Source organism: Streptomyces sp. XY006 (assembly GCF_002237655.1).
Lineage (GTDB): Bacteria > Actinomycetota > Actinomycetes > Streptomycetales > Streptomycetaceae > Streptomyces > Streptomyces levis.
In genome coordinates this window covers 75,965-101,777 of sequence record NZ_NOKT01000012.1, presented here as the reverse complement: position 1 = coordinate 101,777, position 25,813 = coordinate 75,965, and the positions used below count along the sequence as shown (strand labels likewise).

23 protein-coding genes are annotated in these 25,813 nt (G+C 73.2%); 13 read left to right on the top strand and 10 right to left on the bottom strand.

Features of this window, described 5'->3' with window-relative positions:
* Positions 1–186: 186 nt before the first annotated feature.
* Positions 187–1,632: a xylulokinase gene (gene xylB / locus CHR28_RS15780; protein WP_094054269.1), complete on the bottom strand. Its 1,446-nt coding sequence runs from the start codon at positions 1,630–1,632 to the stop codon at positions 187–189.
* Positions 1,633–1,762: 130 nt separating this feature from the next.
* On the opposite strand from xylB, the gene xylA reads away from it, so the two are divergent.
* A complete protein-coding gene (gene xylA, locus CHR28_RS15775) occupies positions 1,763–2,929 on the top strand; it encodes a xylose isomerase (RefSeq protein WP_094054268.1) in 1,167 nt (388 codons plus the stop codon).
* A 362-nt stretch (positions 2,930–3,291) separates the two neighbouring features.
* Positions 3,292–3,657, top strand: coding sequence for a hypothetical protein (locus CHR28_RS15770; protein WP_094054267.1), 366 nt, complete (start codon positions 3,292–3,294; stop codon positions 3,655–3,657).
* 1 nt (position 3,658) lies between these two features.
* Here the strand turns inward: CHR28_RS15770 and CHR28_RS15765 are convergent, their stop codons facing one another.
* Together CHR28_RS15765 and CHR28_RS15760 are read right to left on the bottom strand one after the other, a co-directional pair.
* Entirely contained in the window at positions 3,659–5,065 is a 1,407-nt protein-coding gene (locus CHR28_RS15765) for an SWF or SNF family helicase (protein ID WP_094054266.1), read from the bottom strand.
* Complete coding sequence (locus tag CHR28_RS15760; RefSeq protein WP_256984268.1) at positions 5,062–8,019, bottom strand: DEAD/DEAH box helicase; 2,958 nt, start codon at positions 8,017–8,019, stop codon at positions 5,062–5,064. Before CHR28_RS15760 ends, CHR28_RS15765 begins: the two co-directional genes overlap by 4 nt.
* A gap of 333 nt (positions 8,020–8,352) precedes the next feature.
* Between CHR28_RS15760 and CHR28_RS15755 the strand changes: the two genes are divergently transcribed.
* Positions 8,353–8,535, top strand: a complete 183-nt coding sequence (locus CHR28_RS15755) for a hypothetical protein (RefSeq protein WP_094054264.1) — start codon at positions 8,353–8,355, stop codon at positions 8,533–8,535.
* A 161-nt stretch (positions 8,536–8,696) separates the two neighbouring features.
* Here the strand turns inward: CHR28_RS15755 and CHR28_RS15750 are convergent, their stop codons facing one another.
* Positions 8,697–9,557, bottom strand: coding sequence for a hypothetical protein (locus CHR28_RS15750; RefSeq protein WP_094054263.1), 861 nt, complete (start codon positions 9,555–9,557; stop codon positions 8,697–8,699).
* A gap of 136 nt (positions 9,558–9,693) precedes the next feature.
* On the bottom strand, positions 9,694–9,990 hold the full coding sequence (locus tag CHR28_RS15745; protein ID WP_094054262.1) for a hypothetical protein: 297 nt from the start codon (positions 9,988–9,990) through the stop codon (positions 9,694–9,696).
* Between the two features lie 98 nt (positions 9,991–10,088).
* Between CHR28_RS15745 and CHR28_RS15740 the strand changes: the two genes are divergently transcribed.
* Positions 10,089–10,991: an oxygenase MpaB family protein gene (locus tag CHR28_RS15740; RefSeq protein WP_179272459.1), complete on the top strand. Its 903-nt coding sequence runs from the start codon at positions 10,089–10,091 to the stop codon at positions 10,989–10,991.
* Between the two features lie 48 nt (positions 10,992–11,039).
* Here CHR28_RS15740 and CHR28_RS15735 read toward each other — a convergent pair whose 3' ends face one another.
* The gene (locus CHR28_RS15735) at positions 11,040–11,639 is read right to left on the bottom strand and encodes a class I SAM-dependent methyltransferase (protein ID WP_094054260.1); all 600 of its coding nucleotides are present in this window, start codon (positions 11,637–11,639) and stop codon (positions 11,040–11,042) included.
* Between the two features lie 151 nt (positions 11,640–11,790).
* Here CHR28_RS15735 and CHR28_RS15730 point away from each other — a divergent pair, with 151 nt between their 5' ends.
* The 5 genes from CHR28_RS15730 to CHR28_RS15710 all read left to right on the top strand — a co-directional run bounded on the left by CHR28_RS15730 (position 11,791) and on the right by CHR28_RS15710 (position 17,272).
* Positions 11,791–12,564, top strand: a complete 774-nt coding sequence (locus tag CHR28_RS15730) for an MHYT domain-containing protein (RefSeq protein WP_094054259.1) — start codon at positions 11,791–11,793, stop codon at positions 12,562–12,564.
* A 344-nt stretch (positions 12,565–12,908) separates the two neighbouring features.
* Complete coding sequence (locus tag CHR28_RS15725) at positions 12,909–15,638, top strand: sensor histidine kinase (RefSeq protein WP_094054258.1); 2,730 nt, start codon at positions 12,909–12,911, stop codon at positions 15,636–15,638.
* Positions 15,635–16,072: a roadblock/LC7 domain-containing protein gene (locus tag CHR28_RS15720; protein ID WP_094054257.1), complete on the top strand. Its 438-nt coding sequence runs from the start codon at positions 15,635–15,637 to the stop codon at positions 16,070–16,072. Before CHR28_RS15725 ends, CHR28_RS15720 begins: the two co-directional genes overlap by 4 nt.
* A gap of 22 nt (positions 16,073–16,094) precedes the next feature.
* A complete protein-coding gene (locus CHR28_RS15715; protein ID WP_094054256.1) occupies positions 16,095–16,505 on the top strand; it encodes a DUF742 domain-containing protein in 411 nt (136 codons plus the stop codon).
* A gap of 161 nt (positions 16,506–16,666) precedes the next feature.
* A complete protein-coding gene (locus CHR28_RS15710; RefSeq protein ID WP_094054255.1) occupies positions 16,667–17,272 on the top strand; it encodes a GTP-binding protein in 606 nt (201 codons plus the stop codon).
* A gap of 89 nt (positions 17,273–17,361) precedes the next feature.
* On the opposite strand, the gene CHR28_RS15705 is transcribed toward CHR28_RS15710, so the two are convergent.
* Positions 17,362–17,790 (bottom strand): PPOX class F420-dependent oxidoreductase, encoded by a 429-nt coding sequence (locus CHR28_RS15705; RefSeq protein ID WP_094054254.1) that lies wholly within the window; start codon positions 17,788–17,790, stop codon positions 17,362–17,364.
* Between the two features lie 104 nt (positions 17,791–17,894).
* Here CHR28_RS15705 and CHR28_RS15700 point away from each other — a divergent pair, with 104 nt between their 5' ends.
* The 4 genes from CHR28_RS15700 to CHR28_RS15685 all read left to right on the top strand — a co-directional run bounded on the left by CHR28_RS15700 (position 17,895) and on the right by CHR28_RS15685 (position 21,149).
* Positions 17,895–18,308 carry a roadblock/LC7 domain-containing protein gene (locus CHR28_RS15700; protein ID WP_094054253.1) on the top strand — a complete coding sequence of 138 codons (414 nt, stop codon included), beginning with the start codon at positions 17,895–17,897 and terminating at the stop codon, positions 18,306–18,308.
* 193 nt (positions 18,309–18,501) lie between these two features.
* Positions 18,502–19,644 (top strand): DUF6397 family protein, encoded by a 1,143-nt coding sequence (locus tag CHR28_RS15695; RefSeq protein ID WP_373453357.1) that lies wholly within the window; start codon positions 18,502–18,504, stop codon positions 19,642–19,644.
* The gene (gene pat / locus CHR28_RS15690) at positions 19,641–20,198 is read left to right on the top strand and encodes a phosphinothricin N-acetyltransferase (protein WP_094054252.1); all 558 of its coding nucleotides are present in this window, start codon (positions 19,641–19,643) and stop codon (positions 20,196–20,198) included. Before CHR28_RS15695 ends, pat begins: the two co-directional genes overlap by 4 nt.
* A gap of 165 nt (positions 20,199–20,363) precedes the next feature.
* Entirely contained in the window at positions 20,364–21,149 is a 786-nt protein-coding gene (locus CHR28_RS15685; protein WP_094054251.1) for an Fpg/Nei family DNA glycosylase, read from the top strand.
* A gap of 116 nt (positions 21,150–21,265) precedes the next feature.
* Here the strand turns inward: CHR28_RS15685 and CHR28_RS15680 are convergent, their stop codons facing one another.
* The 3 genes from CHR28_RS15680 to CHR28_RS15670 all read right to left on the bottom strand — a co-directional run bounded on the left by CHR28_RS15680 (position 21,266) and on the right by CHR28_RS15670 (position 25,702).
* Positions 21,266–22,162: a DMT family transporter gene (locus CHR28_RS15680; RefSeq protein WP_094054398.1), complete on the bottom strand. Its 897-nt coding sequence runs from the start codon at positions 22,160–22,162 to the stop codon at positions 21,266–21,268.
* 116 nt (positions 22,163–22,278) lie between these two features.
* On the bottom strand, positions 22,279–23,151 hold the full coding sequence (locus CHR28_RS15675; RefSeq protein ID WP_094054250.1) for an acyl-CoA thioesterase: 873 nt from the start codon (positions 23,149–23,151) through the stop codon (positions 22,279–22,281).
* A gap of 37 nt (positions 23,152–23,188) precedes the next feature.
* The gene (locus CHR28_RS15670) at positions 23,189–25,702 is read right to left on the bottom strand and encodes a DEAD/DEAH box helicase (RefSeq protein WP_179272458.1); all 2,514 of its coding nucleotides are present in this window, start codon (positions 25,700–25,702) and stop codon (positions 23,189–23,191) included.
* Positions 25,703–25,813: the final 111 nt, after the last annotated feature.

Genomic DNA, 25,813 nt, shown 5'->3' with positions numbered 1-25,813 from the left:
GCCCTGCTGGGTGTCGGGCAGCGTGCGCCCGGGCCCGGCGGGGTGCGGTTTGTGCGGCGTGCGTGCAGGCCCGGTGGCGTGCGGTTCGTGCGGGGCGCGTCCCGATCGGGCCGTAGGGGTCTCGTGCGGTTCCGGTCCGGTCGGATGGGGCTCGTGCGGCGGTGCGGTCATGCCTGACGCCAGTCCTCAGTGGGTGTCGGTGGGCCGCTCCAGCAGCGGAGCCGCGTCGGAGAGTACCCCGGCGATCCTCGCCAGCGTCTCCTCGTCCCGCTCCACGGCGTCCAGCACGGGCCCGGCGGCCGTGTCCCATCGCCGTGCGACCGCCGCCGGATCCTCTCCGGTCAGCAGTCCGGCCGCCTGCGCGGCGGCCCCCAGCGCCACCAGCTCCTTCGCCTCGGGCACCTGCACGGGACGTCCCGACAGCCGCCGTACGGTGTCCTGCCAGGCCGTGCCCCTGGCGCCGCCGCCGATCAGCAGCAGGGGTGCCGTGGGGTCGGCGTCCTCGTCGAGGACGAGGTCGAGCGCGCCCAGCAGGGAGTGGACGGCGCCGTCGTAGGCGGCCTGGAGGAGCTGGCCGGCCGTGGTGTCGTGACGCAGACCGTGCAGCAGGCCCGAGGCGTTCGGCAGGTTCGGGGTGCGTTCGCCGTCCAGGAAGGGCAGCAGGGTGACGGCCGTGCCCGGTTCGACGGCCTCGCGGTCCAGGCCGAGCAGCGTCGCGACGCGGTCGACGGCGAGCGTGCAGTTCAGGGTGCAGGCCAGCGGCAGCCAGTCCCCGCGAGCGTCGGCGAAGCCCGCCACCGTGCCGCTCGGGTCGGTGGGCCTGTGCCTCGACACGGCGTACACCGTGCCCGACGTGCCGAGGCTCATCACCGGCGTGCCCGGACGCACGCCCAGGCCCAGGGCCGCGGCGGCGTTGTCGCCGGTGCCGGGCGCGACCAGCGTCCCCTTGGAGAACGGCAGATCATGACTGTCGCGCACCGTGCCCGCCACCTCGCCGGGACGGACCACCCGGGGGAGGAGGGCCGGGTCGAGTCCCACCCGCGCCAGGATCTCCTCGTCGTACGCCTCCGCGCCGGACGCCCACCAGCCCGTCCCGGAGACGTCGCCGCGGTCGGTCGTGCCCTGGCCCGTGAGCCGCTCGGTCAGGTAGTCGTGGGGGAGGCGCACGGCCCTCGTGGCGCGGACCGCCTCCGGTTCGTGCTCGGCCAGCCAGGCCCACTTGGTGACCGTGAAGGAGGCGGCGGGGACGCTGCCCGTCCGCTCCGCCCAGAACTTCGCCCCGCCCAGCTCCTCCGTGAGCCGGCGGGCCTGCGGCGCCGAGCGCACGTCGTTCCAGAGCAGGGCCGGGCGCACCGGCTCGCCCCGGTCGTCCAGGGTCACCAGGCCGTGCTGCTGGCCGCCCACCGACACCGCGGCGGCCTCGTGCGCCGCTTCACCGCACTGGCGTAGCGCCTCGCACAGCGCGTCCCACCACTGGCGCGGGTCGCTCTCACGGCCGGCCCCGGAGGAGACCGTGTGCGGCGCCTGGCCGCTCGCGACGACCCGGCCGGTCGCCACGTCGACGACCAGCGCCTTGGTGGACTGGGTGGACGAGTCCACGCCGACGACGAGCGGACCCTCGGCTGCTGACATCGGGCTTCTCCCTACTGCGCGCGGCACGTGTCTCCGTTCCGGAGCACGTCGTCTCTTCCCAGAGAGGTGTTCGCATACTAATTTGTAAATCGGCATGACGAAATAGCCTCAGCGAGCAAGGAGCCGCGGCATGAGCTACCAGCCCACCCCCGAGGACAGGTTCACCTTCGGCCTGTGGACCGTCGGCTGGCAGGGACGGGATCCCTTCGGCGACGCCACGCGGCGTGCCCTGGACCCGGTCGAGACGGTGCAGCGCCTGGCCGAGCTCGGCGCCCACGGCGTCACCTTCCACGACGACGACCTGATCCCCTTCGGCTCGAACGACACCGAGCGCGAGGCCCACATCAAGCGCTTCCGGCAGGCGCTGGACGCCACGGGCATGAAGGTCCCGATGGCCACCACCAACCTCTTCACGCACCCGGTCTTCAAGGACGGCGCGTTCACCGCCAACGACCGCGACGTGCGGCGGTACGCGCTGCGCAAGACCATCCGCAACATCGACCTCGCCGTCGAGCTCGGCGCCCAGGTGTACGTCGCCTGGGGCGGCCGGGAGGGCGCCGAGTCGGGCGCGGCGAAGGACGTCCGCGCGGCCCTGGACCGGATGAAGGAGGCCTTCGACCTGCTCGGTGAGTACGTCACCTCCCAGGGCTACGACCTGCGCTTCGCGATCGAGCCCAAGCCGAACGAGCCGCGCGGCGACATCCTGCTGCCGACGGTCGGCCACGCCCTGGCGTTCATCGAGCGCCTGGAGCGTCCGGAGCTGTACGGCGTGAACCCCGAGGTCGGGCACGAGCAGATGGCCGGGCTGAACTTCCCGCACGGCATCGCGCAGGCCCTGTGGGCGGGCAAGCTGTTCCACATCGACCTCAACGGCCAGTCCGGCATCAAGTACGACCAGGACCTGCGTTTCGGCGCCGGTGACCTGCGCGCCGCGTTCTGGCTGGTCGACCTGCTGGAGTCGGCCGGCTACACCGGTCCGCGCCACTTCGACTTCAAGCCGCCGCGGACCGAGGACCTCGACGGCGTGTGGGCCTCGGCGGCGGGCTGCATGCGCAACTACCTCATCCTCAAGGAGCGCGCGGCCGCGTTCCGCGCCGACCCGGAGGTCCAGGAGGCCCTGCGGGCGGCCCGGCTGGACGAGCTGGCCCAGCCCACGGCGGCGGACGGCCTGCAGGCCCTCCTCGCCGACAGTTCGGCCTTCGAGGCGTTCGACGTCGAGGCCGCCGCGGCCCGCGGCATGGCCTTCGAGCACCTGGACCAGCTGGCCATGGACCACCTGCTGGGGGCGCGCGGCTGATCCCGTCCGGGTGCGGTCGCGGTGATAGCGGGCGGCACGCGCGCGTGCGGGCCCGTCGGCCGGTCATGCCGACCGGTCGACGGGCCCGGGCGCGTCCGGCCGGTCGACGGGGCCGGGTACGTCGAGCCGTGGACGGGCCACGTTTGGCCGTGGACCGGTCACGTCCGGCTGCGGACCCGCCGCGTCCGGCCGAGCGGACGAGCATGCTCCGGCCTGGGGCCAGCGGGACCACGTAGCAGGACCACGGTGCCCCGGCCGGGTGGGCCCGGCATGCTGCGGAATCGTGCGGTCCACGCCGTGAGTCCGTATCAGCTTCCGCGCGCCCCTCCCGCGCCGGGCGGTGCGCGGCGACTCTGGTCGGTATGGCCATGCCGCCCGTACCGCCCCACCCGCCCGGGCCTCCCCGGCGCCGTAATCCGCTGCTCCTGCTGCTGGCCGTGCTCGTGGCCGTCGCGGCAGTGTCCGTCGTCGTGCTGATGGCCTCGGGGCGGGACGACTCGCCGGACGACGAGCCGCCCGGAGCGGGATCGAGCAGCACGCCGGCACCCTCCTTCGGCATCCCCACCCGGTTGCCCAGCGAGCTGCCGACCGATCTGCCGTCGGGTTTCCCGACCCGGCTGCCGAGCGGCCTGCCCAGCGATCTGCCCACTGAGTTGCCGAGCAAGTTGCCGAGCGGACTGCCCAGTGGGCTGGAATCGCTCCTTCCGTCCCTGGATGTCGGTGAGTGAGCTACCGCCCTGAACCGGGCGCGGCCGTGTCACCGGTGAGCTCCGCCGCCGACGCAGAGGCGGATGCAGATGCCAGGGCCGTGGCCGGATCCCGGGTGGCGGCTCCCGCGGGCAGCCAGCGACCGCGTTCCTTGCGGTAGGGCCACCACCGGCCGTCCCGGCCGAGGCGCAACTGCACCGGCGCGCCGACAGCCGTCCACCGGTTGGCCCGGGCCCGCAGCTCCGGCCGCTCGTCCGCGTCCCAGGCCGATGCCAGGGCGGCACGCGCGCGTGCGAGCGCCTCGCCCTCCACGCGCCACTCCTCGTCGAGGACGGACAGTGCCTCGACGCCGCCGTGGCGCCAGGCGCGCACGGCCGCCGCCAGACCCTCCCGGCCGCGTCCTGAGCCGTCGGCGAGACGATCCGTCAACTCCCGGCCGAAGGCGGCCTCTCGCGAGCCGGCCTGCTGCGAGGCAGCGGTCTGCTGTGAGGCAGCGGTCTGCCGCGAGCCGGCGGTCTGCTGCGAGGAGGTGGCCTCCTGGGCGGAGGCTCGCTGCCCGGCTTCGCCCGCCGCCAGCCGCACGGCGTCCTGCGCGATCGTCAGCTCCGCCTCGCAGGCACCCCGGAGCACCTCCCCGAGCACGCTGTGGGCCCGTCCCGCCGTCCGCGCGGCCAGGAACTCCAGCGCGGCCGGGTCGACACCGCGCGCGGGCGCTGTCTCCGCGTCCAGGGAGGGCGGCGTACCGGCCTCGTCGGGCAGGGAGGGCAGGGCCGGGAGCGGCGGGAGGATGTCCCCGGTGGCGTAGGCCTCGGCGGCGTCGACACCCTCCGGTGTGGTGGGCGCGACCGTGGAGGCGCCACTGCGTCTCTGAAGATCGGCCAGCAGACCGTCCTCGGCCCGCCCCCGCATCAGCAGCAGCACGAACGGGTCCTGGTCCAGCAGCCGCGCCACCTGGTAGCAGAGCGCTGCCGTGTGCCCGCAGTGGTCCCAGGCTCCGCAGTCGCACTCCGGCTCCAGGTCGCCCAGGCCGGGCAGCAGGTCGACACCCTCAGCCGCCGCGTCCTCGACCAGATGCGGCGGCATCTCCCGGTCCAGCAGCGCCGCCACGTGCCCGGCCCGCTCCACCGTCATGTCCAGGAAGCGGTCCCACTGCCCGGGCGACAGCTGCTCCAGCAGGACGTCGGCCCGGTGCGCCGTGCGGTCGCGGTCCTGAACGACGGCCGTGAGCCGGCCCGGTCGCACGGAGACCGCGCCGACCGCCCCCGCCCGGGCCAGCCGGCGGCCCGCCTTGAGCTGTGCGTTGTCCAGTGCCGTGTCCTCCAGCGCCTTCAGCCACGCCTGCCCCCACCAGGTCTGGGCGAAGCTCCGCCCGCCGGCCGGCGGCAGCGCCGCGAACGTGCGTTCCGTGTCACCGTCGTGCCGGGTCATCGCAGGCCTCCTCGCAGTGCGACCAGATCGGCCAGTTCCGCGTCGGTCAGTTCCGTGAGCGCGGCCTCGCCGGAGCCGAGGACGGCGTCCGCCAGCTCCCGCTTACGGGTCAGCAACTCCGCGATGCGGTCCTCGATGGTTCCCTCCGCGATGATCCGGTGCACCTGCACGGGCCGGGTCTGCCCGATGCGGTAGGCGCGGTCGGTCGCCTGCGCCTCGACGGCCGGGTTCCACCAGCGGTCGTAGTGCACGACGTGCTCGGCCCGGGTGAGGTTCAGGCCGGTGCCGGCCGCCTTCAACGACAGCAGGAACACGGGCACTTCGCCGTCCTGGAAGCGCTGGACCATGGCCTCCCGCTCCGCGACGGGCGTCCCGCCGTGCAGGAACTGCGACGGCGTGCCGCGGGCGGCCAGATGCCGCTCCAGCAGGCGGGCCATCCGCACGTACTGTGTGAAGACGAGCACGCCCGCCCCCTCGGCGAGGATCGTGTCGAGCAGTTCGTCCAGCAGCTCCAGCTTTCCGGAGCGCCCGGAGACGACCGGCCGCTCCTCCTTGAGGTACTGCGCCGGGTGGTTGCAGATCTGCTTGAGACCGGTCAGCAGCTTCACGATCAGGCCGCGCCGGACCATGCTGTCGGCTCCCGAGATGTCCGCCAGCGCCTCGCGCACCACGGCCTCGTACAGCGCCGTCTGCTCCGCGGTGAGCGACACGGCGTGATCGGTCTCCGTCTTCGGCGGCAGCTCCGGCGCGATGCCCGGGTCCGCCTTGCGGCGGCGCAGCAGGAACGGCCGTACGAGCCGGGCCAGACGGTCCGCGGCGGCCGGGTCGCGGCCGCCCTCGACGGCCTCGGCGTAGCGCGTGCGGAAGGTGCCGAGCCGGCCCAGCAGCCCCGGGGTGGCCCAGTCGAGGATCGCCCACAGTTCCGACAGGTTGTTCTCGACCGGGGTGCCGGTGAGCGCCACGCGCGCGCGTGCCCCGATGGAGCGCAGCTGCCGCGCGGTGGAGGAGTACGGGTTCTTCACGTGCTGCGCCTCGTCCGCCACGAGCATGCCCCAGGACACCTCGGCCAGCCGGGCCGCGTCCAGACGCATGGTGCCGTACGTCGTGAGCACGAACTCCCCGTCGGCGAGACCGGCCAGATCACGGCGCGGGCCGTGGAAGCGCCGCACCGGCGTGCCCGGCGCGAACCGCTCGATCTCCCGCTGCCAGTTGCCCATCAAGGAGGTCGGGCAGACCACCAGGGTCGGGCCGGCGGACGCCGCGTCGGACTGCCGGTGCAGATGCAGCGCGATCAGCGTGATCGTCTTTCCGAGTCCCATGTCGTCGGCGAGACAGCATCCCAGGCCCAGCGACGTCATGCTCGCGAGCCAGTTCAGGCCCCGGCGCTGGTAGTCCCGCAGGGTGGCCGCGAGGGCGGCCGGCTGCGCCACGGGCTGCTGCGCCTCGGGGTCCGCCAACCGCTCCCGCAGCGTCGCCAGCCAGCCCGTGGGCCGAACCTCGACCCGACGGCCGTCCACCTCGGTCCAGCCCGTCAGGGCGGCGCCCAGGGCGTCGACCGGGGTGACCTTGCGGTCCTGCCGGGAGCGGGCGAGCGCGACCTCCTGAGGGTCGATCAGGACCCACTGGTCGCGCAGCCGCACCACCGGGCGCTTGGCCTCGGCGAGGCGGTCCAGCTCCGCGCGGGTCAGTTTCCGGTCGCCCAAGGCGAAGGACCAGTCGAAGGCGAGCAGCGCGTCGGCGGACAGGAACGACGGCACGGCGGCGGAGGAGCGGCCGAACCCCTGCTCCTCGTCGGCAGGCCCCACCTCCGCGCGCGTGGTGAGCTCGCGGGTCAGTCCCCTCGGCCAGTGCACGTCCACGCCGGCCGCTGCCAGGGCGCGGGCGCCCGTGCCGAGGAGCTCGGTGACCTCGTCGTCGGCGAGCTCCACCGCGTCCGGCACGGCCGCCGACAGCAGCGGGGTGAGCGGCGTCCAGGCCCGGGCGGCCCGGCGCAGGGCGAGCAGGGCGTCCATCCGCGCACGGGGGCCGAGTGCCTCGCCCGCGGTGCCGGCCCAGACGTCCGCGGCGTCCGCGACGAGCGCCGGGTCGCTCACGCCGTGCACCTGGAGCACGGCACGGAACGTCACGCGGGCGGCGTCGTCGGATGCCTCATCGGGAGTTTCGTCGGAGGCGTCGTCGGAGGCCTCGACGGAGGCCTCAGCGGATGCCTTGTCGTCGGCCGTTCCGGTCAGGCCGTCCGCTTCGATCCGGAGCGACAGCCGCACGCCCGCGTCGAGACCGGCTGCGATGTCCTCGGCCCAGGGGCGCTGCTCGGGCAGGTGCACCGGCTCCGGTGCCGCGTAGGCGGGCCCGCCGGTCACCAGGGGCGCGGCGGGGGAGCGGGGCAGGCTGTCGGCCACGGCGTCGAGAAAGGCGCGCAGGAGCCGCTCCGGTTCGGGCAGCCGCAGCGGCCCTGTGCCCGACCGCGGCACAGCGCCCGCCGGCGGTCCGGCGCCCGGCGGGAGCCCTGCGCCCGGCAGGGGCAGTGCGCCCGGCAGCGGCACGGCGTGTGCCTCGGGCGGCATCGCGGCTGCCAGGCGGCGCAGGTCCTCGATGTCCTCAGCGCCCAGCGGTCCCACGCGCCAGGCGTCGTGGTCGCCCGGCGACAGGCCCGGCAGTAGCAGTCCGCGCGCCACGAGATGCAGGGCCTGGAAGGCGGCCGCGCCCCAGAAGACGGTGGCGCGATGGCCTTCGCCGGTCACGCGCGCGCGGGTGAGGAGCGGGAGGGCCGCACCCACCGGCACCAGTACGGCGGGGACGCCCACCGCCTCGGCCCCGTCGCGGCCGGGCACGGCGACGGTCAGGTCCGCGACGGAGGCCGACGCGACCGCCGACGCGACCGTCGGCGGGGGCGCCCCGTCGGGCCGCCAGAAGGCGAGTGCGCCGGTGCGGGCCGGGTCGCCGGGCAGGAACACGGCGCTGCAGTGGGTCAGTTCGGAGAGATCGGAGGAGGGTGCCGGGGGAGTCGACTGCTCGGCTATGGCTTATTCCTCAAATTTGACTAGTGGAGTCGGAGCCGCCGAGAGTACAGCACTTTCGGTGCGCGTGGGTGTGGATGGCTTGTGAGGTGGGTCACTATGGATGCGCGGTGGTGGGCGCTGCGGTGTTCGGCCGTGGCAGTGCGTCGTCTCAGGGTCGCCTCGGGGGTGCGCCTCAGGGATGTCTCAGGGGCGGCGAACGGAACCGCCGGAAGCGCGGGCCCGTTTTCAGGACAGAGAGCGGCAGTGGCCGCGAAGGAGGCGACAGTCATGTCGAAGAACGCCAAGATCGCCGCGGGCGGTGTGGCGGCCGGGCTCATCCTGCTGATCTGGCTGCCCTGGTGGGCCGCGCTTCTGATCATCCTCGGAGTCCCGGCCGCTGCCTACCTCGCGCTGGACCCCGCACAGCGCCGCAGGCTGCGCCGCGTCAGCCGCAAGGAACTGGGCCGCTGATCGCCCGGGGCCGCCGATGGCCGACGGTGACTGCTGATCGCCGGGACCATTGATCGTCGGGTCCGCTGATGGTGGGGTCCGCTGATGGTACGGGGCGCTGATCGGCCGGGGCACGCGCCCAGGGCCGCACGCCCCGGCGCCGTGCTGATGGCCCGGGCCGCTCAGGTCGGCCGTACGGCCATCTTGTCGAGCGCCGCGAGGAGGCCCGGCAGCTCCGGGCCCCGCCCCACCGGCAGGACCTCGCCGGGCTCCTCGTCCAGCAGGACGAAGGCGATGTCGTCGGTCCTGGCCACCAGCGACCAGCCCGGACCGTCGGCCCGCAGGGTCCGCGCGTCACCCGGCGCGAACGAGGAGCGCACCCGGCCCAGCGGCGGTGGCGAGTCGATGTAGGCGCGGGCCTCCGCCAGGACGCGCCGGATGCCGCTGTGCCCTGGCTGCCCGCTGCTCCCCTGTCCGCGGTCCGGACCGCCGCCGGCCTCGCCCCCGTCGTCCGGCGCGGCCGTCGCCGCGGGCTGCGGGAAGGCCGCGTCGTCGACCTGCTCGCGCCACGTCGCCCACTGCAGCGCGATCTCGTCTGCGCCCAGGCGGCGCTGGGCCGGACCCCAGACGCCGGTGTCCGGCGGAGCCAGCGGCGGCCGGTCGTCGGCCTCCGGGCCGGGATCGTGCGGCGCGGGCACGCCGGGCGCCGCGACGGCGACCGCGAGGGGCCAGCCGGGCAGGGCCGCGACGACCGTGCGCTCGTCGGGCGACAGCTCGTACTCCATCCCGCAGTCCCACGACGCGATCGCGACGGCCACCAGGGAGACGTCGTCGATGACCACCGTCCACCGGGCGCCCTCGCCGTCCTGGCCGAGCACCAGCCCGTAGCCGTCGGCGAGCGGCGCGAGGCCGAGCGCCGCGCACGCCTCCGGGTAGTCGTCGCCGAGCACACTCGGGAACTTCGCCGGCGTCAGCAGCACCGCCGTGAGCACATAGAGCGCATCGTCCGCGGCGGCGACGGTGTCCTCGTCCGTCCCGGCCATCCCAGCCTCCCCATCATTGGTCCACCGGCGCGCACCCTAGTGCGAGCGGAAGCCGCTTGTCACGACCTCGCAAGCACACCCGGAGCTGCAGTTTTCCGGCGGACGAGGGCGAATCGGCCGTCCGGCGCCCGGTCCGTCACGCCGCCGGCAGCCCCAGCAGGTCCCGGGCCACGGCCCCGGGCGACTCGCCGCGCTCACGCGCCAGCGCGACCACGGCCCGGCAGGCCAGTTCGTTCACCCCGAACGACAGCGCCTCCGGGGACACCCAGCCGGCCGCCTCGTCGGCCCGTTCCTGATCGTCCTGCGCGCTCGCCGTGACGTAGACGGCCGCGGCCTCGAAGAGGTTGTGCGGACGCTCACCGCCGCCCGCCTTCGGCTCCGGACGCAGGGTGTCGGCGACTTTGCCCCCGGCCTTGCGGATCCTGTCCCACATGCTGACCACCTTCCCCCTGTGCGCTGTCCCCGCTCACCGTTCATCTCCCATTCCCCAACGTAGAGTTAGGGCCCCGGAGGCAGAAGGGGGACGGCACGGTGAAGCGGTTCGAACGGCTCGAACGAATCCGCGGGATGGACCCGTACCGCGAGGCCACGGAGATCTACCGGCTCAGTGTGGCCTACGAGTTCCCCTGGGACTTCGCCCGCTCCCTGGAACTCGCCCTGTACCGCACCTACGCCGTCCCGAGCATCGGCCGCCTGCTCGCTCAGACCGCCGAACTCACGGACCGCACGCAAAAACGCTACGACGACACCTCGCTGCTCCTGGACGCCGTCGTCGAGCACGGCTTCGGCAGCGAGCAGGGCCGGACCGCGATCCGCCGGATCAACGGCATGCACCGCAGCTACGACATCAGCGACGAGGACATGCGTTACGTGCTGTGCACGTTCGTCGTGATGCCGAAACGGTGGATCGACGCATACGGCTGGCGCAGGATGTCGCGCCACGAGACCGTCGCCGCCGTCGTCCACTACCGCACGCTCGGCCGCCACATGGGCATCAAGGACATCCCCGAGACGTACGAGGAGTTCGAGACCTGCCTCGACGACTACGAGGCGGCCCACTTCGCCTGGGACGAGGACGCCCGCCGCGTCTCGGACGCCACGCTCGACCTGATGGCCTCCTGGTACCCGCGCCCGCTCGCGCCGCTGCTGCGCACCACGACCCTCGCGCTGCTCGACGACTCGCTCCTGGAAGCCTTCCGCTACACCCCGCCGAGCGCCCTCACGCGCGCGTGGGTGCGCCGCGCGGTACGGCTGCGGGGGCGCGCCGTCCGGCTGCTGCCACCCCGGAGCGCCCCGCACTTCGCCCGCCAGAACCGGGAGATCAAGGGCTACCCGAACGGCTACGAACTCGCCGACCTCGGCACACGGCCGGTCCCGGGCATCCGGGGCTGCCCGGTGCGGCATACGGAGGCGCCGGACGCCGCAGCCGGATGAGGCCCGGGCCTCGCGGACGGCCAGGTCCGGGAACGGTGAGGGCGAGGCTCAGCTCTCGCGGACGGCCAGGGCCAGGAAGCGGGAGTCCTCGTCGACGTACGACGTCAGGCGCCACCCCGAACCGGCCAGCAGAGGGCGGAGGTTGGGCTCCGCGCGCAGGTCGTCCGGGGTGAGCGGACGGCCGTGGCGGGCCGCGAGGGCGGCCCTGCCGATCGGATGGAACAGGGCCAGCACACCGCCGGGGCGCACCACACGCGCCAGCTCCCGCAGGTTCTCGGCCGGGCTGGCCAGATGCGAGACGAGCCCGGCCCCGAACACGGCGTCCAGCGACCCGGCGCGCAAGGGCAGCGCGGCGACGTCCGTGAGCAGCAGCGCCCCGTCACGGTCCCGTCCCGCCCGCACGGCCTCCCGCAGCATGGCCGGGGTGAGATCCGCCCCGATCACCACGCCCGAGGGCCCCACGGCGGCGCGCAGGGGCGGCAGCGCGCGGCCGGTGCCGCAACCGGCGTCGAGGACACGGTCCCCCGCCCGCAGCCCGAGCTCCGCGACCGCGGCGGCGTAGGCCGGACCGTCGTCAGGAAACCGTGTGTCCCAGTCGGCGGCGCGGGCGGTGAAGAACTCCTGGACACGCGTCTGGTCGTCGCTCATGCACCGCATGATTCCTCACCGGCAGGGATGACGCCTCAGCGCACACGTTCGAGCGTGACCCGATCGTTCCGGTGCATCGCGTGTCAGATTGCAACAGCTTTCGAAATGCGCCCCCTTTGTACTCCCGCCCGGGGTCTAGCGTCCCGGGGCCATGGGACACCTGGACCACGCCGCCCTGGGGTGGCTGACCCCCGCGCTGTCGTACGTGATGGCCTGCATAGGCGCCGCCCTGGGACTGCGCTGCACCGTCCGCGCCCTCGCCGCCACGGGGCGCTCGCGCCGCAACTGGCTCCTCACCGCCGCCTCGGCGATCGGCACCGGCATCTGGACCATGCACTTCGTGGCCATGCTCGGTTTCAGCGTCACAGGCACCGACATCCGCTACGACGTGCCGCTCACACTGCTGAGCCTGCTCGTGGCCATGGTCGTCGTCTGCGCCGGCGTCTTCGCCGTCGGCTACGGCCGTGACCGGGGCCGGGCGCTGTTCGTGGGCGGACTCACCACCGGCCTCGGCGTCGCGAGCATGCACTACCTCGGCATGGCGGCCGTCCGCCTGCACGGTGACGTCAGCTACGACCCGGCGCTCGTCATGCTCTCCGTCCTGATCGCCGTCGTCGCCGCGACAGCGGCGCTGTGGGCGGCGCTCAACATCAAGTCGCCCGTCGCGGTCACCCTCGCCTCCCTGATCATGGGCGCGGCGGTCAGCAGCATGCACTACACCGGCATGCTCGCGGTGAGCGTGCGGGTGACGCCCTCCGGAGAGGCCCTGCCCGGCGCCGCGGCGATGCAGTTCATCTTCCCCCTCGCCGTCGGTCTCGGGTCCTATCTGTTCCTGACGTCGGCCTTCGTCGCGCTGTCGCCGACGGCGGGGGAACGGGAGGCGTCCGCGTCGGCCCAGCGGCCCGTCGAGAGCCTCGCGCCCTAGGGCGTACGTCGAGCCCCCGGGGCGTCCTGCCCTGGAGCGCCGCGCCGTGCGCAGCCGGCGTGAGGACGGGGTCACGCAACCGGTGCGGGGCCGTTCCGGGCGGCTCGCTCCGAGCCCGTGCACCTGGCCCCGGCGGAGGACGACTCACTGCGGGGCGGTTGCTCGTCCCGGCCCAGACCCCGGCCCGCCGCGCGCCGCGCGCAGGCCCGCCTCGGCCCCGGGGGCGTCTTCGGTGATCCCCGCGCCGACCGTCCGCCGCGTCCCCGCCCTGTCCCTGCGAGTCCCCTGTCGCTCACGCCGTCGCGGGCGGCCCGCTCTCCGACCCACTCCCCAGCGAGGAGTCCATGCGTACACCCCGTAGGCCACCGACCACCGGCGCAGAGGCGCCGCCCCCGCCCGTGCGCGGTCGTCGTGCGCACGCCGGACCACCCGCCGACGAGGGCCCCGAAGAGCCCTCGGGCAGCGCACCCGACGGGGCGTCCACGCGTGCGGAGCGCTGGCACATACGCCCGCGCACCGTGCGCGCCAAGATCGTCTGCCTGCTGATGGTGCCGGTCGTCTCCCTGCTGGCCCTGTGGGCCTACGCCACCGTCACCACCGCCCAGGACGTCGCCCGGCTCCGGCAGGTGCAGCGCGTGGACGCCGCCGTCCGCGCCCCCGTCTCCGGCACTATCGCCGCTCTCCAGGCGGAACGCGCGGCCGCCGTACGCCACGCCACCGACCCCTCCGCCGTACCCACCGGCGAACTGGGAGAGCTCGCCCGGCGCACCGACCGGGCCGTCGCGAAGCTGCGGCTCGGCAAGGACAGCACCGTCGCCGACGGCGAGGAACTGCCCGCCGGAGTGGCCGGCAGGCTGGAGGAGTTCGTCACCGCCGCAGAGGAACTGCGCCCACTGCGAACCGCGGTACGGGACGGCAGCGCCGGCTGGGCGGAGACGTACGGCCGCTACACCCGGACCATCGCGGCGGCGTTCGGCGTCGGCGGCGCCCTCACCAGCATCCAGGATGCCGACCTCGGCTCTGACGCGCGCGTGCTGCTCGAATTCGCCCGCGCGGGCGAGGCCCTGGCGCAGGAGGACGCGGTCCTGGCGAGTGCCCGCCTGGACGGCACATTCCACGGAGAGCGGCTGCGGCTCTTCACCGGCGCCGTCGAACTGCGCCGCACGCTCACCGGATCCGCCGTCGCCGACCTGCGCGGCACCGAGCGCTCCGCCTGGGACGCCCTCGCCGACAGCGGCGCCTATGCCGGGCTGGGCGCCGTAGAGGACAGGGTCCTCGCCGACGGGCCGGGGGCCCGGGCGGTCGAGAAGGCCTCCGAAGCCACCTGGAACACGGCGCACGCGCGCGTGCAGCACGGCATGCGCACGATCGAGGACGAGGCGGCGCGCGGCGTCGCCCGACGAGCGGACCCGTTCACCCGAGGCCTGCTCACCCCGGCCGGAGCCGCCGTGCTGCTCGGACTCGCCGCCGTCGCCGCCTCGCTCGTCATCTCCGTGCGCATCGGACGCGGTCTCGTCGTGGAACTCGTCAGCCTGCGCAACACCGCCCTGGAGATCGCCCGGCGCAAACTCCCCGAGGCCATGCGGAGACTGCGCGCGGGGGAGGAGATCGACGTCCACGCCGAAGCCCCGCCGGGACCACCCGCTGAGGACGAGACCGGCCAGGTCGCCGAGGCCCTCGGCACCGTCCACCGGGCCGCGCTGCGGGCCGCCGTGGAACGCGCCGAACTCGCCAGCGGCATCTCCGGCGTCTTCGTCAACCTCGCCCGCCGCAGCCAGATCCTTGTCCACCGGCAGCTCAGCCTCCTCGACAGCATGGAACGCCGCTCCGACGACCCGAACGAACTGAGCGACCTCTTCCGCCTCGACCACCTCACCACCCGCATGCGGCGCCACGCCGAGAGCCTGATCATCCTCTCCGGAGCCGCCCCCGGCCGGGCCTGGCGCATGCCGGTTCCGCTGACCAACGTGGTCCGTGCCGCCGTCTCCGAAGTGGAGGACTACGCGCGCGTGGAGGTACGGCAACTCCCCGAGGCAGCCGTCGTCGGCGCCGCCGTCGCCGACCTCACGCACCTGCTGGCCGAGATCATCGAGAACGCCGCCCAGTTCTCGCCGCCGCACACGCGCGTGCGGGTCACCGGGGAACCCGTCGGCAACGGCTACGCCGTGGAGGTCGAGGACCGCGGACTCGGCATGGGCCAGGAGACCCTCGCCGAGGCCAACCGCCGCATCGCCCAGTCCGAGGCGCTCGATCTGTTCGACAGCGACCGGCTGGGCCTGTTCGTCGTCAGCAGGCTCGCCGCCCGGCACAGCATCAAAGTGCATCTGAGGACCTCGCCGTACGGCGGGACAACAGCGGTCGTGCTGCTGCCCACAGCACTGCTGCACTCCGCGGCGGCGGAACGTCCCTCCACAGCTGCGGCCCACGCGCGGCAGCACGAGGAACGGGCCTCCGCGCGCGTGCCCGACGCCGACCCACCGCACGAGGCCGTCCCCGCCCCGGCCGACCGACGGGCCCTGGTGGCCCCCGTGCCGGTGGCGTCAGCGGACGCGGCCGGCCCCGCCGCCACCACCGGGCCGGCGAGGAACGCCACCGGGCCGGCGGGGACCGCCACCGGGCCGGCGGGGACCGCCACCGGCCCCGCCGGGACCACCACCGGCCCCGGTACGGCCACCGGCCCTGTGGAAATCACCGGCACCGCAGACACCACCCACCCCGCGCAGACCGGGCGGGCCGGGCAGACCGCGAGTCACGCCGAGACCATGAGCCCCACCCCACCTCCAGGAGTCGCCACCTTGCGACTGCACCGCGCCCAGGAGCAGCCCGACGGATCCGACGAACTGCCGCGTCGCGTGCGCCAGGCCAGCCTCGCCCCGCAACTGCGCGACGGCCGCCCCGAGGAGTCACCCCAGGCCTCCGCACCCCGGGACGACGAACGCACCCCCGAACTCGTACGGGACCGCATGGCCGCCTACCGCGACGGCTGGGCGCGCGGCGGCGGCAGGCGACCCGGCCGCGGAACCACCTACCGCCCCGACATGGGCGGCGACAGCAGTGAAGGAGACCGCGCATGATCCAGGACCCGAGCACGCACTCCGCCCGGCACTCCGGCGAACTCGACTGGCTGCTCGACGATCTGGTGCTCCGCGTGAGCGAGATCCGGCACGCCGTGGTGCTGTCCAACGACGGCCTCGCGGTGGGCGCATCGAGCGACCTGCGCCGTGAGGACGCCGAGCATCTCGCCGCCGTCGCCTCCGGGTTCCACAGCCTCGCCAAAGGAACGGGACGGCACTTCGGCGTCGGCGGGGTCCGTCAGACGATGGTGGAGATGGACGAGGGCTTCCTCTTCGTGGCCGCCGCGGGCGACGGCTCCTGCCTCGCACTCCTCATCGCCGTGACCGCCGACATCGGCCTCGTGGCCTACGAGATGGCCCGCATGGTCAAGCGCGTCGGCGAGCACCTCGGCACGGCACCCCGCGTCGGCGCGCGGCCACCCGCCGCCGGATGAGACGGGAGGGCGGTCCGCGCAGATGACCGAGGACATGACGAAGACCCCGCGCGAGCAGGGCAGCCAGTGGTACGACAACGAGGCGGGCCCGCTCGTCCGCCCCTACGCCATGACGGGGGGACGTACCCGGCCCGGTCCCACGGGCGTCCGGTTCGACCTGATCGCCCTGGTCACCCTGGACCCGGGCGCGCCCGGCGTGGACGACGCCCCGCTCGGCCCGGAACACCGCACCCTGATCGACCTGTGCCGTGAGGAGACCCAGTCGGTCGCCGAACTCGCCGCCGGAGCGGACCTGCCCGTGGGCGTGGTCAGGGTACTCCTCGGCGACCTCCTGGAGCTCGGCTGCGTCACCGTCAGCCGCCCCGTGCCACCGGCCCAACTGCCCGACGAACGCATCCTGCGCGAGGTCATCGAAGGACTGAGGGCGCTGTAGCCGAACCCGCCACCCAAACACGAGGACGAACCCGCTGCCCAAGCACGAGGACGAATCCGCCACCCAAACACGAGGGCGCATCCGCTGTCCAAGCACAAGGGCGACCCGTGTCCGACATGCACGAACCAACCCGCGTCCCACACTCCCGAGAGAAGTGATCAATGGTCTCCGAACACTCCGACGCCGCGGACGGCGAGAGCGCCGCGCTGGCGTTGAAGATTCTGGTCGCCGGTGGGTTCGGGGTGGGCAAGACCACCCTGGTCGGCGCCGTCAGCGAGATCCGGCCGCTGCGCACCGAGGAACTCCTCAGCGAGGCCGGCCAGTCGGTGGACGACACCGACGGCGTCGACCACAAGACCACCACGACCGTCGCCATGGACTTCGGACGCATCACCATCCGCTCCGGCCTGTCCCTGTACCTGTTCGGCACGCCAGGCCAGGACAGGTTCTGGTTCCTGTGGGACGAGTTGGCCCAGGGGGCCCTCGGTGCGGTGGTCCTGGCGGACACCCGGCGCCTGGAGGACTGCTTCCCGGCGGTCGACTACTTCGAGCACCGGCGCATCCCGTTCGTCGTCGCCGTGAACTGCTTCGCCGGCGCCCGGCAGCACGGCGCACCGGACGTCTCGCGTGCCCTCGACCTCGATGGGGGTACGCCCGTGGTGCTGTGCGACGCGCGGGACCGCGACTCCGGAAAGGAGGTGCTGATCCGGCTGGTCGAGTACGCCGGGCGGATGCACACCGCCCGACTTCTCGACTCGGTCGGCTGAGCCCTGTGACCCCGTGACCCCGTGGCTCCGTGGCCTCGCGACCCCGTGGCCCCGTCACTGCGTGACCTTGTGACCGATTGGCCGCCTGGTCAGTCCGCGACGTTCCGCTCCGCCAGGACCCGGTCGATCGTGACGCGGACGAGGAGTTCCCCCGGCACGCCGTTGCGGGCGCCGAACTCCTCGGCGCGCTCCTCGCTCATGTACCGGGCGCCGATCCGGGTGGCCCAGTGCCTGACGTCGTCGAGGTCCTCCGAGATTCGGGCACGGCCCGTCAGCACGACGAACGAGTACGGCGGCCGGTCGTCGTCCACGCACAGGGCGACGCGGCCGTCGCGGGCGATGTTGCGCCCCTTCACAGTGCTCTTGCCGGTGTTGAACACCAACTCCTCCCCGTCCAGCACGAACCAGATCGGGGCCACATGCGGGCTGCCGTCGGCCCGGACCGTCGAGAGTTTCGCGGTGCGGGTGCCCTGGGAGACGAACTCCCGCCATTGCGCGTCGGTCATCTTCTCTGCCATGGCTCCCATCCTCCTTGCCCCTGCCGCGGTCCTGGGGAAGGCTGGCATGGAGATCCTCCGGCCAGGAGGAGAATCGCACGGGGAGAAAACGGGGAGATCGGGACATGGCGCAGAACCAGGGACTCGACTGGCTGCTGGACGACCTGACCGAGCGCGTCCACGAGGTCCGGCACGCACTGGTCCTGTCCAACGACGGCCTGGTGACGGGCGCGAGCACCGGATTGCGTCGCGAGGACGCCGAGCACCTCGCGGCCGTGTCGTCCGGCCTGCACAGTCTGGCCAAGGGCTCGGGACGGCACTTCGGCGCGGGCAGCGTCCGCCAGACGATGATCGAGTTCGACGACGCGGTGCTCTTCGTCACGGCGGCCGGCACGGGCAGCTGCCTGTGCGTCCTCAGCGGCGCGGAGGCCGACATCGGCCAGATCGCGTACGAGATGACACTGCTGGTCAACCGGGTCGGCGAGCACCTCGACGTGGACGCCCGCCAGCCCGAACGAAAGCCCTCCACGGAGGCCTGACCTGCGCGTTCGCCCCCTTCGCGGAGTTATCCACAGGCTCGCCCCGAGGTGCGCGGAACCGGCTACGGTTTTTTCACGACGACGCACACGCCGACCGCACACGGTGACCACGCGCGGCGACGGTAGCCCTGACCGTAGATGTGACCACGGTAGGCGTCGGCGTCGAGCCACTGACTCCACGGGGGAGACGACCATGTCAGGCACGATCGCGAAAACCGACCGCCCCACCTTCGGCCCGAGCCGGGCCGCCCGCGAACTGGGCCTCAAACGAGGCGAGCTCGACCTCGCGGTGAACCTGGGGCTCGTCCGCACTGTCCCGGACGAAGGCGGCGGAGGCCTCCGCGTCACCCGCACGGAGCTCGACCGGCTGCGTGCCGCCGACCGCTTCCCCGACGGACTCCGGGAACGCGTCCGGACCACCGGCACAGACGAGAGCGCCGCGCTCATGGAGATCGCGCCGACCAGGTTCACGAGCCTCGCCCGCTTCGGCCTGCTCGTACCGGTGAGGTTCTACCTCAACCGTTACAGGACGATCGTCTGGCTGTACCTGGCCGAAGAGCTACGGCAATTCGCGGCCGAGCCGAGCAACGCCGGGCTGCTCTCCGGGCGCTTGCCCGCGGAGATCCGGGACGGGCTGAAGGGCGGGCTGGACCGCCGCCCCCGCAACTGGCGGGGACGCCACAGCGGATTCCTGCTGCGGCAGGCGGGCGACGACCCGTGGGCGCACGCGGCGGCGGTCGCGAGTCTCCTCGACCCCGCCGACGTGGCGGCAGTCGTCGAGGACTCCTACGAGCGAGCCCATCTGGACCGCCTCCGCCCTAGCCTTCCCGCCCACGGCGCGCCCGGTTCACCGGCCGCCGAGCTCGCCCAGCGGCTCATGACGGCGAGCGAGCCCGACGAAGTGGCCTGGTTCCGCGCGGACCTGGCCCACACGATGGAGACGGCACGCGCGGAACGCCCGGCACCACGACCGGGCGCGCCTTGGGAGCAGGCACCAACTGCCACGGATCCGACACCACCGACAGCGACACCGACCATGGCCTCGACGCCGCCCACAGCGGCACCAACCACGGACCCGACACCACCCACAGAGCCGACAGGACCCGCAGAGCCGACAGGACCCACAGAGCCGACATTCCCCGCCGTGCCGCAGCCGCCGACCGGCCTGCTGGGCCTGCTGCGGCGCAGAAGCCGGCGGTCGGCCCGGAGTGCGTCGCTGCCGGCCGCCCGTCCCCGTGGGCATGCCCGGATCGGCCCTCCGAAAGACCAACGTGACGTAGTTAAGAGGTGCCCGCCCATCCGGCACCGAGGAACCCCGAAGGACGACCACACGTGAACCCCGCACGACGCCCGGTCGAGATCCGTCCCGCCACCGTCGCCGACATGCCCGCCGTCTGCGACATCGTCAACCACTACATCGAGACAAGCACGGTCAACTTCCGCACGGAACCGCAGACGGCACAGGAGTGGATCGAGGACCTGGAGCGCCTCCGGGAGCGCTACCCCTGGCTCGTCGCCGAGGTCGACGGCGTGGTCGCCGGCATCGCCTACGCGGGCCCCTGGAAGGCCCGCAGTGCCTACGACTGGACGGCGGAGGCGACGGTGTACGTCTCCCACCGGCACCAGCGGCTGGGCCTCGGCTCCACCCTCTACACCCACCTGCTGACGTCCATGGAGGAACAGGGCTTCAAGAGCGCGGTCGCGGTGATCGGACTGCCCAACGACCCGAGCGTGCGCTTGCACGAGACCCTTGGATTCACCGCGTGCGGGACGCTGCGGGCAGCCGGCTACAAGCACGGGGAGTGGCATGACGTGGGGTTCTGGCAGCGCTCCTTCCCCCGGTCCGACCCGCCCCGCCCGGTCCGGCCCACCGGGCAGGTGTCCGTCTGATGTGCCGAGAACGCGGTACCCGGTTGGAGGGAACAGGGCGGCACGGCCCGCGATGGACGCACGGCCCGAGACGGACGAATGGCCTGCGACGGACGCACGGCCCGCCGTCGGCGGAGATCACCGGCCTGCCGCCGCCCGCCATGGGCCGGAGGAAGGGCGCAGACCATGCCCGAACTGCCCGACGTCGAGGGCTTCCGGCTGGTGCTCGAATCCTGCGCGAGCGGCCGGGTGATCCGGCAGGTGGACGTACGGGACCCGGGCGTCCTGCACGGGATCGACGCCCGGGGACTGCGCGACGCGCTTCAGGGGCGGCGGTTCGGCACACCCCGGAGGCACGGCAAGTGGCTGCTCGCCCGCACCGGCGGTCCCACCCTCGCCCTGCACTTCGGTATGACCGGCAGCCTGGTCTGTGCTCGCGCCGACGACCCGGTCGAGGCTCATGACCGTGTGCTGTTCACGCTGGGCGGTGGCCGCCAGCTCCGCTTCCGTGACCAGCGCAAGCTCCAGGGCCTCTGGCTCGCCCACGACGAGTCCGACGTCGACCGGCTGCTCGGGCGGCAGGGTCCCGACGCGCTGGCGGTGGACCGGACGGAGTTCGAGACCGTGCTCGCGGCCCGGCGCGGGCACCTCAAGACGGCACTCACCGACCAGTCCGTCCTCGCCGGCCTCGGCAACCTGCTCGCCGACGAGATCCTGTGGCGTGCCCGGCTGCGTCCCGACCGCCCGGCGCGCGACCTCGCCGAGGCCGACCGCCGGCGCCTGTACCGGGAGATGCGGCACACCCTGCGTGCCTCCGTCGCGGCCGGCCGGGTTCCGCCGCGCGACTCCTGGCTGACCGGACGGCGCGACGACCGCGACCCGAGGTGCCCGCGCTGCGGTACCGCTCTGCGCCGCACCCGGATGGCGGGCCGCGGCACGGTCTGGTGCCCGCACTGCCAGCCGACCGCCTGACCCCAGCGGACACCAGCCGGGCACCGGCCAACAGCCCGCCCACCCAGGCGCCTCCCCGCCCACCGGCCAGGGCGTCTCCACGGTCCACCAGAGCGCCCGCCCTCACCATCGGCTGCTCAGGGCGCGTCCACCGTCCGGCGTTCCTCGTCCGGCGCCACCAGCGACTGGGTGAGTGGAATCCGGGCCAGGGCGAGCACCCCCGCGGCGATCAGTGCGACACCGAACAGCTGGGGCAGCAGCCACCACCCGGAGCGGACCGTCTCCTCGTAGAGCAGGATGCCGAGGGCGAGGCTCACCAGGGCGTCGCCGAGGGTGAGCGCGGGCTGCGAGGCGACCAGGGGACCGGCCTGCATGGCGTTCTCCAGCAGGAACAGGGCGCACACGCCGGTCGCGGCGAAGGCGTACGTCTGCCAGGTGGTGAGGAAGGCCACGAGCCCCTGGTCGTCCAGGATGTGGGTGGCCGCCTTCATCAGGGCCGCGGTCACCGCGTAGCTGATCGCCGTCGCGGCGCCCAGGCAGGCCGCCCGGGCACGACCCTCCGGGCGCTTGAGGGCCGCGAGGGCGAGACCTACCACGGCGCCCGCACAGACGGCGAGCGCGGGAATCCAGCGGTCCAGCTCCACGTGGGTGCGGTTGCCGGAGGGTGCGGCGGCGGCGAGGGCGACGGCCAGCCCCGCCACCACCACCGTCACGGCCAGCCAGCCCGAGCCCGGCAGCCGCCGGTGCATCAGCAGAGAGGCGACGACCAGAGTGAGGGGAAGCTCCAGAACGAACAGCGGCTGCACGATCGTCAGCGGTCCGGTCGCCAGAGCCAGTGCCTGGCAGACCGCGGCGCCGATCACCGCGAGGATGCCGGCCAGCCACACGGGCCGGCGCAGCAGATCCAGCATCAGTCCGGCGCGCAGGCCCTCGGAGCGCGGCACGGACAGCGCCGCCTTGCGCTGCAACACCGTCGCGACGGCGTTGCTGAGGGCCGCGCAGACCGCGAACAGCACGGGGAGCACGGTGTGCAGCGTGGTCACCTCCCGGATCGGCGGGCGCGTGACGCAGACTGGGCCGCCTCCTGCCATGGTCGCCGGATCGGGACACGGGCGCGATCGGAGCCACCCGGCCGGAGCACGCCCGCCCGTCAGCCCAGCTTCCGGAAGAGCCCCTCCTGCACGACCGACACCACCAGCCGGCCGTCGCGGTCGTAGATCCTGCCGCGGGCCAGACCGCGGCCGCCGACCGCGATGGGGGACTCCTGGTCGTACAGCAGCCAGTCGTCCGCGCGGAACGGGCGGTGGAACCACATCGCGTGGTCGAGGGAGGCCATGTCGAAGCCCCGCGGCCCCCACAGCGGCTCGACCGGGATGCGCACGGCGTCCAGCAGGGTCATGTCACTGGCGTAGGTGAGGGCGCAGGTGTGCACGAGCGGGTCGTCGCCGAGCGGCCCGACGGCGCGCATCCACACGGCGCTGCGCGGTTCGGCGCCCTGGACCTGCTCGGCGGTCCAGCGCAGCCGGTCCACGTAGCGGATGTCGAAAGGCTGGCGGCGGGCCATCCGCTCCAGCTGCTCGGGCAGCGCGCCCAGGTGCTCGCGGATCTCGTCCGTGACGTTGGGCAGCGACTCTGGGTCGGGGACCTCGCGGGCCGGGGGCAGCTGGTGCTCGAAGCTGCCGTCCTCCGGCCGGTGGAAGGAGGCGGTGAGGTTGAAGATCGTGCGGCCCTGCTGCACGGCCGTGACCCGCCGGGTGGTGAACGAGCGTCCGTCGCGCACCCGCTCCACCTGGTAGACGATCGGCACTCCGGGGATGCCCGGGCGCAGGAAGTAGGCGTGCAGCGAGTGCACGGGCCGGTCCCCTTCCGTGGTGCGCCCGGCGGCGACCAGGGCCTGGCCGGCGACCTGCCCGCCGAAGACCCTCTGCAGGGACTCCTGCGGGCTGCGCCCGCGGAAGATGTTGACCTCGATCTGCTCCAGGTCGAGCAGATCGACGAGCCTTTCGGCCGGGTTCGTCGTCATGGGTGGGATGCTCCTGTGCTCGCTGCTGCCCGGCCGGTCACAGCTGGCCGACGTCGGTGACGCGCACGACCGCGCGGCCCTCCGCGTCCGAGGCGGCGAGGTCGACCTCCGCGCTGATGCCCCAGTCGTGGTCGCGGTTCGGGTCGTGGAAGATCTGCCGGACCCGCCACAGCCCGTTGTGCGGCTCCTCCTCGATGAGCAGCAGCTTCGGGCCGCGGGCGTCGGGGCCGGTGCCGAGGTCGTCGTACTCGTCCCAGTACTTGTCCATCGCCTCGCCCCAGGCGTCGGCGTCCCAGCCGGACTCGCCGTCCATCTCGCCCAGCTCCTCGACCTGGTCCAGGGCGGCCAGTTCGACGCGGCGGAACATGGCGTTGCGGACCAGGACGCGGAAGGCGCGCGCGTTGGCGGTGACCGGCTTGACCTCGTCGGCCTTCTCCTGGGCCTCCTCGGCGGTCAACTCCTCCGGGTTGGCCAGCTGCTCCCACTCGTCCAGCAGGCTGGAGTCGACCTGGCGCACCATCTCGCCCAGCCACTCGATCAGGTCCTGCAGGTCCTCGGACTTGAGGTCGTCGGGGACGGTGTGGTCGAGGGCCTTGTAGGCGCTGGCGAGGTAGCGCAGCACGATGCCCTCGGTGCGGGCCAGCTCGTAGTGGGACACCAACTCCGTGAAGGACAGCGCCCGTTCGTACATGTCACGGATGACCGACTTCGGCGACAGCGGATGGTCACCGACCCAGGGATGGCTCTTGCGGTACGTGTTGTACGCGTGGAAGAGCAGCTCCTCCAGGGGCTTCGGGTAGGTGATGTCCTGGAGCCGCTCCATGCGCTCCTCGTACTCGACGCCGTCGGCCTTCATCTGGGCCACGGCCTCGCCGCGCGCCTTGTTCTGCTGGGCGGCGAGGATCTGCCGCGGGTCGTCCAGGGTCGACTCCACGACGGACACCATGTCGAGCGCGTACGACGGCGACTCGGGGTCGAGGAGCTCGAACGCGGCCAGCGCGAACGTGGACAGCGGCTGGTTGAGGGCGAAGTCCTGCTGCAGGTCGACCGTGAGCCGGACGATGCGGCCGGTCGGGTCCGGCTCGTCGAGCTTCTCCACGATGCCGCCGTCGAGCAGCGAGCGGTAGATGGCGATGGCCCGGCGGATGTGCCGCAGCTGCTGCTTGCGCGGCTCGTGGTTGTCCTCCAGCAGCCGGCGCATCGCCTCGAAGGCGTTGCCGGGGCGGGCGATCACCGACAGCAGCATCGTGTGCGTCACCCGGAACCGGGAGGTGAGCGGCTCCGGTTCGGAGGCGATGAGCTTCTCGAAGGTCTGCTCCGACCAGGCGACGAACCCCTCCGGTGCCTTCTTGCGGACGACCTTGCGGCGCTTCTTCGGGTCGTCACCCGCCTTGGCGAGGGCCTTCTCGTTCTCCACGACGTGCTCGGGGGCCTGTGCGACGACGAACCCCTCCGTGTCGAAGCCCGCCCGTCCGGCGCGGCCCGCGATCTGGTGGAACTCCCGGGCCCGCAGGGTGCGCACGCGCGTGCCGTCGTACTTGGTGAGGGCCGTGAACAGCACCGTGCGGATGGGGACGTTGACGCCGACGCCGAGGGTGTCCGTGCCGCAGATGACCTTCAGCAGACCGGCCTGCGCGAGCTTCTCCACCAGGCGGCGGTACTTGGGCAGCATGCCGGCGTGGTGCACGCCGATGCCGTGCCGGACGTAACGGGAGAGGTTGCGGCCGAACTTGGTGGTGAAGCGGAAGTTGCCGATCAGCTCGGCGATCTGCTCCTTCTCCTCCTTCGAGCACATGTTGATGCTCATCAGCGCCTGCGCCCGCTCCACGGCCTGCGCCTGTGTGAAGTGCACGATGTAGACGGGGGCCTGCCGGGCGGACAGCAGGTCGGTGAGCGTCTCGGTGAGGGGGGTGTAGCGGTACTCGTACGACAGCGGCACCGGGCGGGTGGCGGACCGGACCACCGCGGTGGGGCGGCCGGTGCGGCGGGTGAGGTCCTTCTCGAAGAAGGAGACGTCGCCGAGCGTCGCCGACATCAGCACGAACTGCGCTTGCGGCAGCTCCAGGATCGGGATCTGCCAGGCCCAGCCGCGGTCGCCCTCGGCGTAGAAGTGGAACTCGTCCATCACGACCTGGCCGACGTCGGCGTCCTTGCCGTCACGCAGCGCGATGGAGGCGAGGACCTCGGCGGTGCAGCAGATGACGGGGGCGTCGGCGTTGACCGAGGCGTCGCCGGTGAGCATGCCGACGTTCTCGGTGCCGAAGATCTTGCACAGCTCGAAGAACTTCTCCGACACCAGCGCCTTGATCGGAGCCGTGTAGAAGGTGACCTCGTCGCGGGCCAGGGCCGCGAAGTGCGCGCCCGCCGCGATCATGCTCTTGCCGGAGCCGGTGGGCGTCGACACGATCACGTTCGCGCCGGAGACCACCTCGATCAGCGCCTCCTCCTGGTGGGGGTAGAGCGTGAGCCCCCGCTCGCCGGCCCACGACTCGAAGGCTTCGTACAGGGCGTCGGGGTCGGCGGTCCGCGGCAGCTGATCGATGAGGGTCACGCCCCCATCTTGCCTGGCCCGGTGCCCGATGCGGGAATCGGCTGCGGCGGGGAAGATCACGAACGCTACGCTGGGGCGCCGACGACGCGTCAGCGCTCCCGGTCAACTGGA